Below are 13,875 nucleotides of genomic sequence, written 5' to 3'. Positions count from 1 at the left end.
GGGGCGCTGTCGGGCCGATTTCGTCGACAGCTCGTCGCGCGGCCGGAGCGGACGCGGAGGTACGCCCGAGGGGCATCGGATCTTTTCCGGTTCCGCGGTCCCGCCCCCGCGTGAATCCTGGCTATTTGCTTGTGGTTTGCCCTGGTTCGAGCCTTGCACACTGAAGAATTTCCGTTCGGGCCGCGCGGTATGAATTCTGCTGGTTTCCTTGTCGAGTCAGGATCGACAGTCCGCGAGCGGGGCGAGCTGGAAGCCGGGGACGGCCGTGCATCGAATACCGATACGGCAGCGTAATTTTCGGATGGGCTGGGTGTGGTCGGTCGTCGGCACGGTGATCGCGGTGGTCGGCGTCGCGGTGTGGGCGACGCGGCCCGAAGCGGTCACGTGCGAGCCGGCAACGGATGGCGGCGTGCAGACCCTCCCGACGTGGTCGCCTGCGACCGGAGGCAGTTCCGGTGTGCCCGCGCGACATTGGCCGCCGCTGCCGCCGATGCCGGGTGAAGCGCGGTACTACTCGTCCAAGTCGACAGTCGCGTGCTCGTTCGAGGACCTCCCCGCCGACGGACTCTACGCCGGGCTGTCCACCGCGGAGTTCGGCCGGGCCGACCTGTGCGGCGGCCACCTCGACGTCCGCGGTCCGCACGGAGCGGTACGCGTGCTCGTCGCCGATCGTTGCCCGGGATGCGCTCCGGGGCAGCTGGATCTGAGCATCGCCGCGTTCGACCGGATCGCCGACCGCGCCGACGGCGTCGCGCAGATCAGCTATCGGCTGGTGCGGGATCCCGAGCCCGCCCCCGAACTCGGCTACGCGGTGAAACCGGATTCGACGAGAGGGTGGCTGTCCCTGCTGATCACCGGCACCGGCAACCCGATCCGCCAGGTCGCGCTGCGCGACGAGGCGGGCGAGCAGTGGCGCGAGCTGACGCGCGGCATGGACAACTACTGGACTCTCGTCGGGGCCGGAACGGGACCGTTCATCGCGCGGATCACCGACGCGTACGGGCACGAAGCCGAGATCATCGGGGTGACAATCGATTCCGGCGAACGTCAGACCGGCGTGCGGCTCTACTCGGCCGCCGCCGACCCCGCGCCGATCGTCGTGCCCGTCACCTCGCCGATGCGCGCCCAGAATTCGATCGCCGCCCCGTCGCTCTGCGTTCGCTAGCACGAAGCCCCGCGAACGCCACATCGCCGCGGAATTGTCCGGCCGTTGGCCTGGCCGGGTGAGAGCGAGTGAACTTCGCCGCGATCGCGGCATCGTCTGGGAGATCGGACGTCCAGCCGGTGCCGAGCCGCTCGTTTCTGGCTCGGTGCGACGATGGACGCGCGACGTGGCCGGTCCGGCCGGGGGAGTAGCCGGGAGTGCGCCCGCCGCGGCGAGATCGTGTCAGACTGGTCCGAGCCCCGTCACATCGCGAAGAGGTGATTCGGAGTGAACCGATGATCGCGTGGCGTGTCCGCCGCCCCGGCCCGATCGACGACGGGCCGATCGATCTGGTGCGCGAACCCGCGCCCGAGCCGGGCGCGGGAGAACTGCTGGTGCGCGTGCTCGCCTGCGGGGTGTGTCGCACGGATCTGCATGTGGCCGAGGCCGACCTCCCGGTGCATCGGGTCGGTGTGACGCCCGGCCACGAAGTGGTGGGTGAAGTCGTCGCGCTGGGTCCCGAGGTGACGGCGTCGGCCGGGCGGGCGTTCGCGCCGGGCGACCGGGTCGGCATCGCCTGGCTGCGCCACACCTGCGGAACCTGCCGCTACTGCCTGCGCGGCGCCGAGAACCTCTGCCCGGAGTCGCGCTACACCGGCTGGGACGCCGACGGCGGTTACGCCGAGTTCGCCACCGTCCCCGCCGATTTCGCGCACCACTTGCCCTCCGGGTACCACGACGCCGAGACCGCGCCGCTGCTGTGCGCGGGCATCATCGGCTACCGCGCGCTGCAACGCGCCTCCCTTCCCGAGGGCGGGCGGCTCGGCATCTACGGCTTCGGCGGCAGCGCGCACATCGCGGCACAGGTCGCACTGGCTCGCGGCGCCGAAGTGCACGTCATGACCCGCGATCCGGCCGCTCGCGAGCTGGCCCGCGAGCTCGGCGCCGCCTCGGTGCAGGGCGCCGCGGAACCGCCACCGGCGCCGTTGGATTCGGCGATTCTGTTCGCGCCCGTCGGCGAGCTGGTACTGCCCGCGCTGGAGGCGCTGGACCGCGGCGGCGTGCTCGCGATCGCCGGGATCCACCTGAGCGACATCCCGGCCTTGAACTATCAGCGACACCTGTTCCAGGAGCGGGAAATTCGCTCGGTCACGGCGAACACTCGCGCCGATGCGCGGGAGTTCCTGGCCCTGGCCGAAAAACACCGGATAACCGTGACGACGCAGGGGTACTCCCTGGACAGGGCGGATCGGGCGCTCGCCGACCTGGCGCACGGGCGGTTCACGGGCGCAGCGGTTCTCGTCCCGTAGCGTCCTCGCCGCGCCGGGCAACCCACTCGCACAACGATTGTGCGATGACTCGGTCTCGCTTGGATCGAGTTGCTTGACGCAACTCACTGCCGTTCTTACCTTCGCGGATATAGCCGAGTGATTGTCACTGACAACCGTCACTCGGTGTTCTCACAACGGCGTGAGTGGGTGATCATCATGGCGAACCGGAAGGTAAATCTGTTCCGAAAGAGGCCTCTGGCAAGGGCATTCGCAGTGCTATTGCTCGTAGCGGGGGTCGGAGCGGCGACAAGTCTCGGCACACCGGCGTCAGCCGACGCGTGTGCTGCAGTGGACGTGGTCGTGGCCCGAGGTACCGGGGAACCGGGGTGGTTGGGGAGTGTGGTCGGCGATCCGCTGTACGGCACACTGCTCCAAACGCTTCCGGTCGACTCCACCGCGTATGCGGTGAACTACCCGGCGGACCTGCTCGTTCCATCCTCGGTGAGCGATGGCACGCGGGACATGACCGCGCACATCATGGCCCAGGCGGCGATGTGCCCGGATCAGCGGTTCATTCTGGTCGGTTACTCGCAGGGCGCGGTCGTCACGCACGGCGTGCTCGGCACAGGCATCGTGACCGTGCTGCCCGGCATGTACGTCCTGCCGTACGAGCTGGAATCGAGGATCGCCGCGGTGCTGCTGTTCGGTGATCCGGTCCGCCTGATCGGATGGAACGTGCCGGGGCTGTACGCCTGGCGCACCGCCAACTACTGCACCGGCGGCGACCCGGTGTGCGGCGGCGGTTTCGATCCGGCGGCGCACGGCAACTACGGTTGGGCGATGTGGCCCGCCGCGGACTTCGCGGCCGCCCACGTCTGAGCACCGGCCGGGAAATCCGGGACGTCGGGGCCGGCGGCAACGTCGGCCCCGACACTTGTGTGCACGCTCGCCGCAGTGAATGTTGCTGTCCACGAACCGAATTCGGGTCATTCGGTGACGAAGTCGGCCATCATCGCCATGTCCTCGTGCTCGAGATTGTGGCAGTGCAGCATGAACGGGCCGGGATAGTCGGTGAAGCGCACCGCGACCTCGACCGCCTCCGCGGGACGCAGGTCGACGGTGTCCTTCCAGCCCGCGTCGAATCGGCCGGGTGCGCGGTTGTTGCGCCCGATCACCTGGAACGGATCGAGGTGGACGTGCACCGGGTGGTGGAAATCGGTGAGAAAACGCCAGATCTCGACCGAGCCGAGCTTCGGCCTGGCCAGCGGCTCGCCCGGTGCGTAGAGCCTGCCGTTGACGGCCCAGCCGTGTTCGCGCAGCTGAAAATGGAAGGTGCGCACCGCGACCGCCGCGCTCGGGTCCAGCGCGGCGATCCGGCTCAGCCGCTCGGGGACGGTGCTGTCGTCGCGCCGCGATGACCCGGTGAGGTCGAAGCACATGACCTCGGCGGTGCGTCCGGTCCCGAACTCGTTGCGCATCAGCACCCGCGTTCCCGGACGGTAGAGCGCGAAATCCACGACGAGGTCGACCCGTTCGCCGGGAGAGAGGTCGATCGTGTCGTGGGCGACGGGCCGTTCGAGAAGCCCGCCGTCGCTGCCGATCTGGACGAACCCGCCACCACCCGGCGGTGGCGGATCCAGCGCCAGACGATAGCGGCGGGCGTTGGAACCGTTCAACAGCCGGAACCGATAGCGCAGCGGATCGACCTCGAGGCGCGGCCACGGCGCGCCGTTGACCAGCACGACGTCGCCGAGCACACCGTTCATGTACGCATCGGTGACGCCGGGGGTGTGCAGCGCCGGATCGGCTTGCGGATAGGCGAAGGAACCGTCCTCGGCGAACGAGCGATCGGCGATCATCAGTGGAATGTCGCGGTCGCCGGTGGGCAGCCCGAGCGCGGCCTCCTCGTCGTCGGTGATCAGGTGGAACCCGGCGAGTCCGCGCCAGACCGCCGGACCGGTGAAGCCGTGCCGGTGGTCGTGATACCAGAGTGTCGCCGCGCGTTGGTCGTTCGGATAGTGATAGTCGCGCTCGCCGTGGGAGTTCGTGTACCCGGCCGCAGGTGCGCCGTGGTCGCCGTGGTGCACGCTCGTGGCCGCGGTCGCACCGTGCGGGAGGATGACGTCCATCGGGTAGCCGTCGCTGTCGGCCGGGGTGTGCCCGCCGTGCAGGTGCACGACCACCGGGTGCGGTAATTCGTTGCGGTGGCGCACCACCGACCGACGGCCGGATCGCGCCAGGATGGTCGGACCGGGAAAGCTTCCGCCGTAGGTCCAGGCCGGTGTCCGCAGACCGGGCAGGATCTCCAGATCCGTTTCGCGCTGGACGATTTCGTAGTAGTCCGCTTCCGCGTCGCTGCGCACCGGTGCGAGGACGGCGGGGACGGGCAGCGGCGCCTGGAAGGCCGGTGGCAGGGGCGCCGCGCTCGGCAGCACGCGGCCGGGTTGTCCTGGCGTGAGCAGCAGGCCGCCCCGGACGCCCGCCGCACCCAAGGTCGCCGCGACGCCGAGGCCCGCCCCGGCCGCCAGGAATCCGCGTCGGCTCATCCGGTTCACGCGCGCCACCGCCACGCCCAAGTTGTCAGCAGTGCGGTGCCGATCGACAGCCCCACGGCGAGCGGCACGTGCACGGCGAGGATCCGCTGTTCACCCAGCGGGATGAGCGCACCCGCGATGACCGTCTGCACGACACCGGTCCGGACCGGCCACGACGGGCCGGAACCCAAGCGCCACAACAGGATCGCGGCGACGGTTTGGAGCACCATGCACACCGCCACGACGCCGCCGTTGCGGCCGTGTGCCGCCAGCGCCTCGAAGTGCCCGGACAAGAACTCGCCCGCCAGCAGCGCCTGGCTCAGCACGAGCAGCGCCGCGACGGCGGTGCAGGCTCGAAACAGCGCCAGTGGCCAGAAGCGGGGCGGAGCAAGGGATTCGGTCACGAATTCTCCTACCGGAAGGATGAAGCGGGATCAGCGGGCCTGGCGCACGCCGCGCCGCCAGACCTCCGCGAGCGCGGTTGTCGCCGTGATGTCGGTGGTGGGATCTCCGTCGACCAGCAGCAGGTCGGCGCGCAGCCCCGGCGCGATCCGGCCGCGGTCGGCGAGCCCGAAATGCCGGGCGGGCAGGCTGGTCGCCGCGGCGAGGGCCTGCTCCGGCGTGAGTCCCGCCTCGGTGAGCATGCGCAGTTCGGTGTGCAGGTCGACGCCGTGCGCGGGGACGAACGGCGTGGCGTCGGTACCGGCCAGCAGCGGAACGCCCGCGCGGTGCAGTGCGCGCGCGACCCGGGTGGCGCCGTCGAGTGTTCCGGTCCGTGCGCAGTCCGGTGTCTGCGCCGACGGATCGCCGATCGCGGCGAAGTACACCAGCGTGGAGACGACGAAGACACCCTGCGCGGCGACGCGGTCGACGAGCGCGGTGTCCTCGTCCGTCCACACGTGCGCGAGCCCGTCGACTCCCGCGTCCAGTGCGATGCGCACCTCGGCGGCGGTGACGGCGTGCGCGAGGACGCGCAACCCTGCCGCGTGCGCCGCGGTGACCAGCGCCGCCGCGGTGTCCGCGCCGAGCACGGGAAGCCGCGTGCCGTGCACCGCCCCGTCGTCGACGACGATCTTCAGGTAGTCCACGCCCTCGGCGATGCGGGCGCGCACGAAATCCTCGGCCTGATCCGGGCGCTCGATGGTGTCGAACGGCGCGACATCGAGCGCGTCCATCCCGGGCGCTGTGAGCAGCTGGCTCGGATGTCCGCCTGGCGCGGTCGCGAGGGTGCCCGCGCTGCGGAAGTCGGCGACGTCGTCCCGCTCGGCGGCCAGCGCCCGCTGGGCGGGGAGGTGATTCGGCAGGCAGAACATGTCCAGTTCGGTCGTGACGCCGTGGCGCAGCGCCTCGGCCAGGTCGTCGCCGAACACGTGGGTGTGCGCGTCGATCAATCCCGGCAGCAAGGTCTTTCCCGCGCCGTCGATCTCGACGTCGGCGGTGCCGCCGTCGTAGCCGGCGATGCGGTCGTCGACGATCAGCACGGTGGCGTCGGTGCTGGTCTTCTCCCCGTCGAACAGTCGGACGTCGCGAATTACGGTGCGCATCGGTGCTCTCCTTCGTTCTCGGCGGCAGGGCGCCGCGTACGGACCTCAGGAGTCGCGGGAGAGGCGCGAGTGTGACGTTCGAGTGAGATGGATCACTCGATGGCCGCGCCGCGTCACACCCCGATGCGGCGCGGCCCTCTCATGCTCGAGACGAGCGAGCGTAGACAGGGAGATGTGATGGAACACCGGCCCGCGGGCGCCAGCGCCATGGATACCGATGCCGCGACAGAAGTGTTCGTGCGACACCGCGAGCTGCTGTTCTCGGTGGTCTACACGATGCTCGGCAGCGTCGCCGACACCGAGGACGTGCTACAGGAGACCTGGCTGTCGCTGGCGCCGCGCAATACGGCGCTGTCGGCCGAGGAGATCGCCAACCCGCGCGCCTACCTGGTGCGGGTGGCCGTGAATCAGGCGCTCGCGCGGCGCAACGCGATGATCCGGAGACGGGAAACCTATGTCGGACAATGGCTTCCGGAGCCCGTGGTGCGCGAGACCGAACCCGAGCCCGACGCCGCCGACCGCGTGGTGCGCACCGAGGCGTTCTCGATGGCGCTGCTGGTGCTCCTCGAATCGCTGACCCCGCTGGAGCGCGCGGTGTTCGTGCTGCACGAGGTGTTCGGGTACCCGCACACCGAGATCGCCGAGATCCTCGGGCGCACACCGGCGGCGGTGCGCCAGATCGCGCACCGCGCCCGCGGTCACGCGCAAGCCCGTCGTCCGCGCGGGCACGCCGATCCGAAGGCGCGGCGCCGGGTGACCGAACGGTTCGTCGAAGCGGCGATGGGCGGCGACCTCGAGGACCTGCTCGCCGTCCTCGCCCCCGACGTCACCCTGTGGACCGACGGCGGCGAGCGCGGCCCCGCGACCAGCCTGCGCCCGGTGCACGGAGCGGGCGCGGTGGCGCGGTTGTTCGCCGACGTGGCGCGCGGGCTGCGGCCCGGCTACCGGGTTCGGTACCGGGCCGTCAGCACCGATCCGTGCGCGGTGCTCTTCGACGGCGACGCCCCGCTGGCCGTCGTCGTGCTGGACGTGACCGCCGAGGACACCGTGCGCGGCATCTACTCGGTCACCAATCCGGACAAGCTGACGCACATCCGCTGAGCCGCGGCCCGGTCTACCACTGCAGGCCGGGCACCACCCGCGCGACCTTGGCCGCCGGGTTCGGCAGTGCCATCAGCGGCAGCAGCACCGGCGCGAGAAGGGTGAGCGGGCCGCGCCCCGAGCTGTCCTCCGCGGCACCGGGGGAAACCGGGACCTCGGTCGAGACGCCCTGTGCCGCATGCGATTCGCCGAACATGCGGAAGCCCTGATGCATGATCGTGCGCTTCACCGAAGGCATCAGCAGATCGACCGCCTGGGCGAAGGTGCCGACCGGGGTGTCGATGCGGTGCGGCCGGTCCTCCAGCGCCCGCACCACGATGGCCGCGGCCCGGTCGGGATCCGGCACCGGCAGCGAGCGGTACAGGTCGGTCGGCGCGATCATCGGGGTGCGCACGAGCGGCATCCGCACCGAGGTGAAGGTGATGCCCGCGTCCCGGTTCTCGACGGCGGCGATCTCGCTGAAGTTGTCCAGCGCCGACTTGCTGGCCACGTAGGCGGCGAAGCGCGGGACCTTGGTCTGCACCGCGATGGAGGAGATGTTGACGATGTGACCGAAACGCCGCGCCCGCATCGACGGCAGCAGGCCGAGGATGAGCCGCACCGCGCCGAAGTAGTTCACCGCCATGGTCCGCTCGAAATCGTGCATCCGGTCGGTGGAGTTCGCCACCGCACGGCGGATCGAGCGGCCCGCGTTGTTCACCAGGTAGTCGACGTGGCCGTGGTCGGCGAGCACCGCGCTCACCAGGCCGTCGACGGCCTCGGGGTCGGTGATGTCGCACGGATAGGTATGCGCCGCCCCGCCTTCCGCGCGCACCGACTCGGCCGCGGCGAGCAGGTCGGCGCGGCCGCGCGCCACCATGAGCACGGTGGCGCCGCGCCGTGCCACGGCGTGCGCGGTGGCCAGGCCGATGCCGGAGGAGGCTCCGGTGATGAGCACGATCCGTCCGGACAGCGGGTCGCCGCTGTCGGCCGGGCGGTCCCGGTTCGGATCCAGGTTCGCGCGCCAGTACTGCCACAGCCGCGCGGCGTAGCTCTCGAACGACGGCACCGACAAGCCGCTGCCGCGCAACTGGGCCTGCGTGGAGTCCGAGACGAACTCCGAGGAGAAGGACGTGTGCGGCGCGACCTCCGGGGGAATTCCCAACTGCGCCAACAGGAAATCGCGGACCGCGGGCACGCCGGGCAGCTGCGCGAGACCGTGCAGCGCCAGCCCGCTGCCCGGCACGGGGCCGATGCCTGCGGGTGCGCCCGCCGCCGCGGCGAGTGCGCCGTACACGGCGTCGAACGGCTGCGGCCGCGGGTTCACCAGGTGGAAGGTGCGGCCGTCGAGGCCGGACTTGCGCACCAGCTCCACCATGGCCGCCGCGACGTAGTCGACCGGGACGATGTTGGTGGCGCCCAGGTCGGGCAGCGGCATCGGCAGGTCGGACGGCAGGGCCGCGAGCTTGGCGATGGCGGAGAAGAAGTAGTACGGGCCGTCGATCTTGTCCATCTCGCCGGTGCGGGAGTCGCCGACCACGATCGCCGGTCGATACACCCGCCAGCGCACCCCGCGCGACTCGCGAACCAGCTGTTCAGCGACGAATTTGGTGCGGTGGTACGGGGAGGTCAGGTTCTGGCCGAGGTCGAAATCCTCCTCGAAGAACTTGCCCTTGTGGTCGCCGGCGACCGCGACCGAGGACACGTGGTGCAGCACCGCGTCGAGCTCTCGAGCCAGCGCGATCACCGAGCGGGTGCCCGCCACGTTGGCGGCGTGCGCGGTGTGTTCGTCGGCGGTCATGTCGTAGACCGCGCCCAGATGGATCACGTGATCGGCCTTCGGCGCCTGATCACGCAGGCCGAGCCGCTCGGCGGTGAGATCGCCGACCAGGGCGAAGACGCGTTCGCCGCCGTGCCAGCCCTCGGCCAATTCCGTGAACTTGGCTAACGATTCGGCGCGGACGAGCACGTGGATGATCGCTTCGGGATCGGTATCCAGCAGCCCTTGCACGACCCGTCGACCCAGAAATCCGGTTCCGCCCGTCACGATGTACGAGACCATCGTCCCTCCTGCTGTTCACTCGAACCTGTTGTCGCGCACCATTGATCCGGCATGCGGCGGTGAATGCGGAGTCAACGAATCGGCCCCCGGTGACAGCGGTCGGGCCGAAAGTAGGAACACCTTCGTCCTGACTTATAGGAAACTGTAATCGGTTCAGCGTCGGCGGGGCAAGCTGATCGGCGTCGACCGCCGTGTGGGAATGCTCACCGTCACCCCAGGTCAAACGGTATGTGTTACAGGTCTTTCTAGTTACCCGGTGTGGCGGTTCCTTTCGGGCAACCGTCCGGCTCACTTGGTCAATTGACCAGAATGCTCGCGACGGCGTCGGCTATCCGAGCGCGGAACGCCGCCGGGGCGAATGTGGTGGCGTGCGCGCGAATTTCGGCGGGATCGTAGGCGGCCGGGTCGAAATCCGTCATGGCCGCGGCGAGGGCGGCGGTCACCGCGCCGTCGGGACCCGGTTCGACGTAGCCGCCCGTGACGCCGGGCCGGACGGTGTCCAGCGCGCCGCCGAGTCCGACGGCGAGCACGGGCGCGCCGCAGGCCATCGCCTCGACCGGGATGATGCCGAAATCCTCGATGCCGGGCATGAGCAGCGCGCGGCAACGCCGGTACATGTCCTGCAAGACCTCGTCCGAGACCGGGCCGAGGAAGGTGGTCTCGGGCCCCGCGAGCGTGTCGAGGTGTGCGCGGAAGCGTCCGCCGCCGACGATCACCAGGCGGCAGCCCGCCCGCCGTGCGGCGCGGATCGCCAGGTCGGGCCGCTTGTACGGCACGAGCCTGCCCGCGAAGAGGAAGAAGTCCTCGCGCGCCACCGCGGGATCGGGGGTGAAGCGGTGGATGTCCACCGGCGGATTGATCACCGTGGCGGGCCGCCCCCACCACTCGCGGACGCGGTCGGCGACGGCATGCGAGTTGGCGATGACGTGCGTCAGGCGCGGCGCGGCGCGCGTCTCACACCGGCGGGCCAGCGCGCCGAGAGCCGTGAGAGCGAACCGGCCCGCGGGCCCGCCCGCCTCCTGGGCGCGGAAGCCGGGCTCCCAGGCCCAGCGAGCCGGGCTGTGCACATAGGCGATGGTCGGCGCCTCGGTCGCGAACGCGGCCTGGGTGGCGAAGGCGTGGTGGCTGATGACGACGGCGTCGAACCGTCCGTCGAGCGGCAGGCCGCGCAGTGCGCGCGGCGCCAGCGGCAACAGCGGGGCGTGCGAGCGCCGCCCGGTGGCCGCGTGGACGCGGCTGAGCCAGGTGTCGTGCACGCGGCTCAGCGGCGGACGGATGCCCTCCGGATCGACGATCGGGGCGAAAACCTCGGAGCCGGGCCAGGTTTCGTGCAGCTCGGCGACCACCGCCTCGGAGCCGCCGTATTCGGTGAAGCGTTCGTGGACGATCGCGATGCGCGGTGCGGTGACGGTTCGCGGCGCGGGAGGCTCGGTCACGCGCCCGCCTGCCCGGTGTCGATCCGGCGCGGTTCGGCGTGTTTGCGCAGTGCGGGGGCGACGGGCCTGCCGTGCAGCAGTCCGTCGACGCTGCCCTGCTCGATCGCCTTGCGATAGACGATCGCCGCCTCACGGCAGGCCGAGATCGTCTGCGCCACCTCGTCTTCGGTGTGCGCCGCGGAGGTGACGAAGGACTGGCCCAGTACACCGCGCTCGAGCAGTTCCTGGAGGAACAGCGTGCGGAAGGCCTGCGACGGCTCGCCGTCGGCGTCGCGGGTGGCGAAGATCAGGCACGAGGGCCTGCCGAGCACCTCGAGGTGTTCGGCGATGCCGAGTTCGGCGGCGACGGCGTTCACCCCGTCGGCGAGCAGCCGCCCCGCGTGTTCCATACGGGCGACGGGATCGCCGGTCGCGTACTCGCGCACCACCGCGCGGAAGGCCGCCAGCGACGACGATTCCGGGCCGTGCGTGGTGGAGAGCAGGAACACCCGCTCCCGGTCGGTGCGCAGGCCGCCCAGCTCCATCAGCTCGCGCCTGCCCGCCAGTGCGGAGATGGGAAAACCGTTGCCCATGGCCTTGCCCCAGCAGGACAGGTCGGGCCGCACGCCGTACACCGCCTGCGCGCCGCCCGCCGACCAGCGGAATCCGGTGATCATCTCGTCGAAGACGAGCAGGGTGCGGTGCCGGTCGCAGAGTTCGCGCACGCCTTCCAGGAAGCCGGGGTCCGGTTCGGCGAGGGCGGTGGCCGCCTCCATCACCACCGCGGCGACGGCCTCGGTCTCCAGGACCGCGGCGAGCGAGGGGAGATCGTTGTAGCGGAACCGCATCGTCTCGGCCACCGCGGCGGCGGGAATGCCGCTGGCCATCGGCGTGGTGCCGATGAACCAGTCGTCCACCGAGAAGAACGGCTGGTCGCAGACCGCGATCACGGTGCGCCCCGTGACGGCGCGAGCCAGCCGGACGGCCGCGGTGGTGGCATCGGAGCCGTTCTTGGCGAACTTCACCATGTCGGCGCCCGGGACCAGATCCAGGAAGTCCTGTGCGGCAAGCAGTTCCAGCTCGGTGGGACGGCTGAAGCTGACGCCGTCGGCGATCGCGGCCGCCACCGCGTCCAGCACCGGACGGTAGCCGTGGCCGAGGGTGACCGAGCGCAGGCCCATGCCGTATTCGATGTAGCAGTTGCCGTCGGCGTCCCAGACCCGGCAGCCGCTGCCGCGCACCAGGATCGGCGCCATGGACTCCGGGTACTGGTCGGGGCCGCGTGCGTAGGTGTGCGCGCCGCCCGGCACCAGGTCGTGCAGGCGCGCCTGGAGTTCGTTGCTGCGCGTGAACCCGCGATGTCGCGGGGCCGGTTCCTCAGCCGTGCGGTGCTCCATACCGATCTCCTGGCTTCCCCGTGCGATCGCGCGCACAGTGAAAGTGGTTGCGCGCGAAGGATTCTGCGCACAACTCTACGTCCGGGGCGACGCCGTGTCGTCCGGAACCGTGACCGCCCACAGATCGTGGTCGGCGCGGCGGCCGGTGGCCCCGACGAACCGGCTCATCCTGCCCTCCCGCACCATGCCGATCCGGGCGGCGACGGCCGCTGCGTCGCGGTCCTGCGGTTCGATCGCGGTGGCGATGCGGCACAGCCCCAGCGCGTCGAAGGCGTAGGCGACGAGCAGCCGAGTGGCGGCGGTGCGCACCCGGTCCGTGTCGCCGCCGAGCGCGGGATCGGTCCAGACGAACATGCGCGCGTTGCGATCGAACATGTCCAGATCGAACAGGCGGCACTCGCCCGCGTAGGCGCCGTCCACTTCGATGGCGAGCACCAGGCCCGCCGTCGAACGCAGCCCGGGTCTGGACCGCAGCACCTCGCGGAGCCAGTGCCCCCGGGTGTGCGCGTCCGCCCACGTCGAATGCGGCGCTTCGGCATTCGGGTCCAGTGCCGCCCTGGCCCGCAGCCGGGCCGCACGCCACTGCCGGCCGTCCGCGAGCCGCCGCTTGCGCAGGACGACGCGCGGCTGGTCCCGGTCGCTGAGCGGCGGCACGCGCGGGGCGCGCAGCGGATCCATCAGGTGCAGCACGCGTCCCGCGTAATGCCGTGCCGCGGCGGCGATCACGGTGCCCGTGTCGATGGGTGGGCCGGTGCGCTCGGCGGTCGGCGGCAGGGGCCTCGGCGCCGAACGGTCGGCGCGGTGCCCGCGCACCCAGGCGGCGGCGAAGCCACCCGGCGGGACCATGGCGGCGGTGAGCGCCCACAGTTCGTGATCGCGCCGGGCGCCCCCTGCGTCGAAGTAGCGGGTCATCATGGCCTCGCGCTGGAACCCGAGCCGGACGGCTCCGCTCGCGGTCGCGACGTTGGCGGGTGAGATCGGTGCGGTGATGCGCTGCAATCCGACCGGCCCGAAACCGAAGTCGAGCACCATCGCCACCGCCAGACCGCCGATGCCGTGCCGGGCCACCTCCGAGTCCACCCAGACGCCGAGTTCCGCACTGCCCGTTCCGGTGTCGATCGAGATCAGCTCGACCTGTCCGGCGAAACGGCCGTCCACCTCGATCACCATCGCCACCCGCCGCCCGGCGCGCGACTCCTCGCGTACCGCCAGGCATTCGCGCACCCACAGTCTCGCGGTGTGCCGTTCGTGCCACTCCAGCGGGGAGCTCGACCAGAACGGTTCGATCTGGCTCCGATCGCGCAACCGGATCCGGCGCCACTGCCCGTGATCGGCGATCCGGGGCGGGCGGAGCACCACTGTGGCGCCGTGCAGGACCACCGGACCGAGCCGGATGCGCGACAGCGATGGCTGCTTGTCGGACACGGG

The 13,875-nt window shown here is 70.9% G+C and carries 11 protein-coding genes; 4 read left to right on the top strand and 7 right to left on the bottom strand.

Going from position 1 to position 13,875, the window contains the following annotated elements:
• Positions 1–301: 301 nt before the first annotated feature.
• The 3 genes from ACRWNM_RS24525 (at position 302) to ACRWNM_RS24515 (ending at position 3,294) form a co-directional block, all read left to right on the top strand.
• Positions 302–1,165 (top strand): expansin EXLX1 family cellulose-binding protein, encoded by an 864-nt coding sequence (locus ACRWNM_RS24525; RefSeq protein WP_431970424.1) that lies wholly within the window; start codon positions 302–304, stop codon positions 1,163–1,165.
• A 275-nt stretch (positions 1,166–1,440) separates the two neighbouring features.
• Positions 1,441–2,454 (top strand): zinc-binding alcohol dehydrogenase family protein, encoded by a 1,014-nt coding sequence (locus tag ACRWNM_RS24520; protein WP_431970422.1) that lies wholly within the window; start codon positions 1,441–1,443, stop codon positions 2,452–2,454.
• A gap of 234 nt (positions 2,455–2,688) precedes the next feature.
• Positions 2,689–3,294, top strand: coding sequence for a cutinase family protein (locus ACRWNM_RS24515; RefSeq protein WP_431970421.1), 606 nt, complete (start codon positions 2,689–2,691; stop codon positions 3,292–3,294).
• A 107-nt stretch (positions 3,295–3,401) separates the two neighbouring features.
• Here ACRWNM_RS24515 and ACRWNM_RS24510 read toward each other — a convergent pair whose 3' ends face one another.
• The 3 genes from ACRWNM_RS24510 to ACRWNM_RS24500 are packed head-to-tail and all read right to left on the bottom strand — an operon-like array spanning position 3,402 to position 6,493.
• Complete coding sequence (locus ACRWNM_RS24510; protein ID WP_431970420.1) at positions 3,402–4,985, bottom strand: multicopper oxidase family protein; 1,584 nt, start codon at positions 4,983–4,985, stop codon at positions 3,402–3,404.
• Positions 4,967–5,353, bottom strand: a complete 387-nt coding sequence (locus ACRWNM_RS24505) for a hypothetical protein (protein ID WP_431970419.1) — start codon at positions 5,351–5,353, stop codon at positions 4,967–4,969. The genes ACRWNM_RS24510 and ACRWNM_RS24505 overlap by 19 nt, the downstream gene beginning before the upstream one ends.
• 30 nt (positions 5,354–5,383) lie before the next feature.
• Complete coding sequence (locus tag ACRWNM_RS24500) at positions 5,384–6,493, bottom strand: amidohydrolase family protein (protein WP_431970418.1); 1,110 nt, start codon at positions 6,491–6,493, stop codon at positions 5,384–5,386.
• Between the two features lie 177 nt (positions 6,494–6,670).
• On the opposite strand from ACRWNM_RS24500, the gene sigJ reads away from it, so the two are divergent.
• Positions 6,671–7,594 carry an RNA polymerase sigma factor SigJ gene (gene sigJ / locus ACRWNM_RS24495; RefSeq protein ID WP_431970417.1) on the top strand — a complete coding sequence of 308 codons (924 nt, stop codon included), beginning with the start codon at positions 6,671–6,673 and terminating at the stop codon, positions 7,592–7,594.
• A gap of 13 nt (positions 7,595–7,607) precedes the next feature.
• Here sigJ and ACRWNM_RS24490 read toward each other — a convergent pair whose 3' ends face one another.
• The 4 genes from ACRWNM_RS24490 to ACRWNM_RS24475 all read right to left on the bottom strand — a co-directional run bounded on the left by ACRWNM_RS24490 (position 7,608) and on the right by ACRWNM_RS24475 (position 13,872).
• Complete coding sequence (locus tag ACRWNM_RS24490) at positions 7,608–9,635, bottom strand: SDR family oxidoreductase (RefSeq protein ID WP_431970416.1); 2,028 nt, start codon at positions 9,633–9,635, stop codon at positions 7,608–7,610.
• 296 nt (positions 9,636–9,931) lie between these two features.
• Positions 9,932–11,071: a glycosyltransferase gene (locus ACRWNM_RS24485; protein WP_431970415.1), complete on the bottom strand. Its 1,140-nt coding sequence runs from the start codon at positions 11,069–11,071 to the stop codon at positions 9,932–9,934.
• Complete coding sequence (locus ACRWNM_RS24480) at positions 11,068–12,447, bottom strand: glutamate-1-semialdehyde 2,1-aminomutase (protein WP_431970414.1); 1,380 nt, start codon at positions 12,445–12,447, stop codon at positions 11,068–11,070. Before ACRWNM_RS24480 ends, ACRWNM_RS24485 begins: the two co-directional genes overlap by 4 nt.
• 75 nt (positions 12,448–12,522) lie before the next feature.
• A complete protein-coding gene (locus tag ACRWNM_RS24475) occupies positions 12,523–13,872 on the bottom strand; it encodes a GNAT family N-acetyltransferase (protein ID WP_431970413.1) in 1,350 nt (449 codons plus the stop codon).
• Positions 13,873–13,875: the final 3 nt, after the last annotated feature.

Origin of the sequence: Nocardia sp. bgisy134, assembly GCF_965341865.1 — a bacterium.
Lineage (GTDB): Bacteria > Actinomycetota > Actinomycetes > Mycobacteriales > Mycobacteriaceae > Nocardia.
Note: the sequence above shows the minus strand (reverse complement) of the source record. Positions and strands in the feature narration are given on the sequence as shown.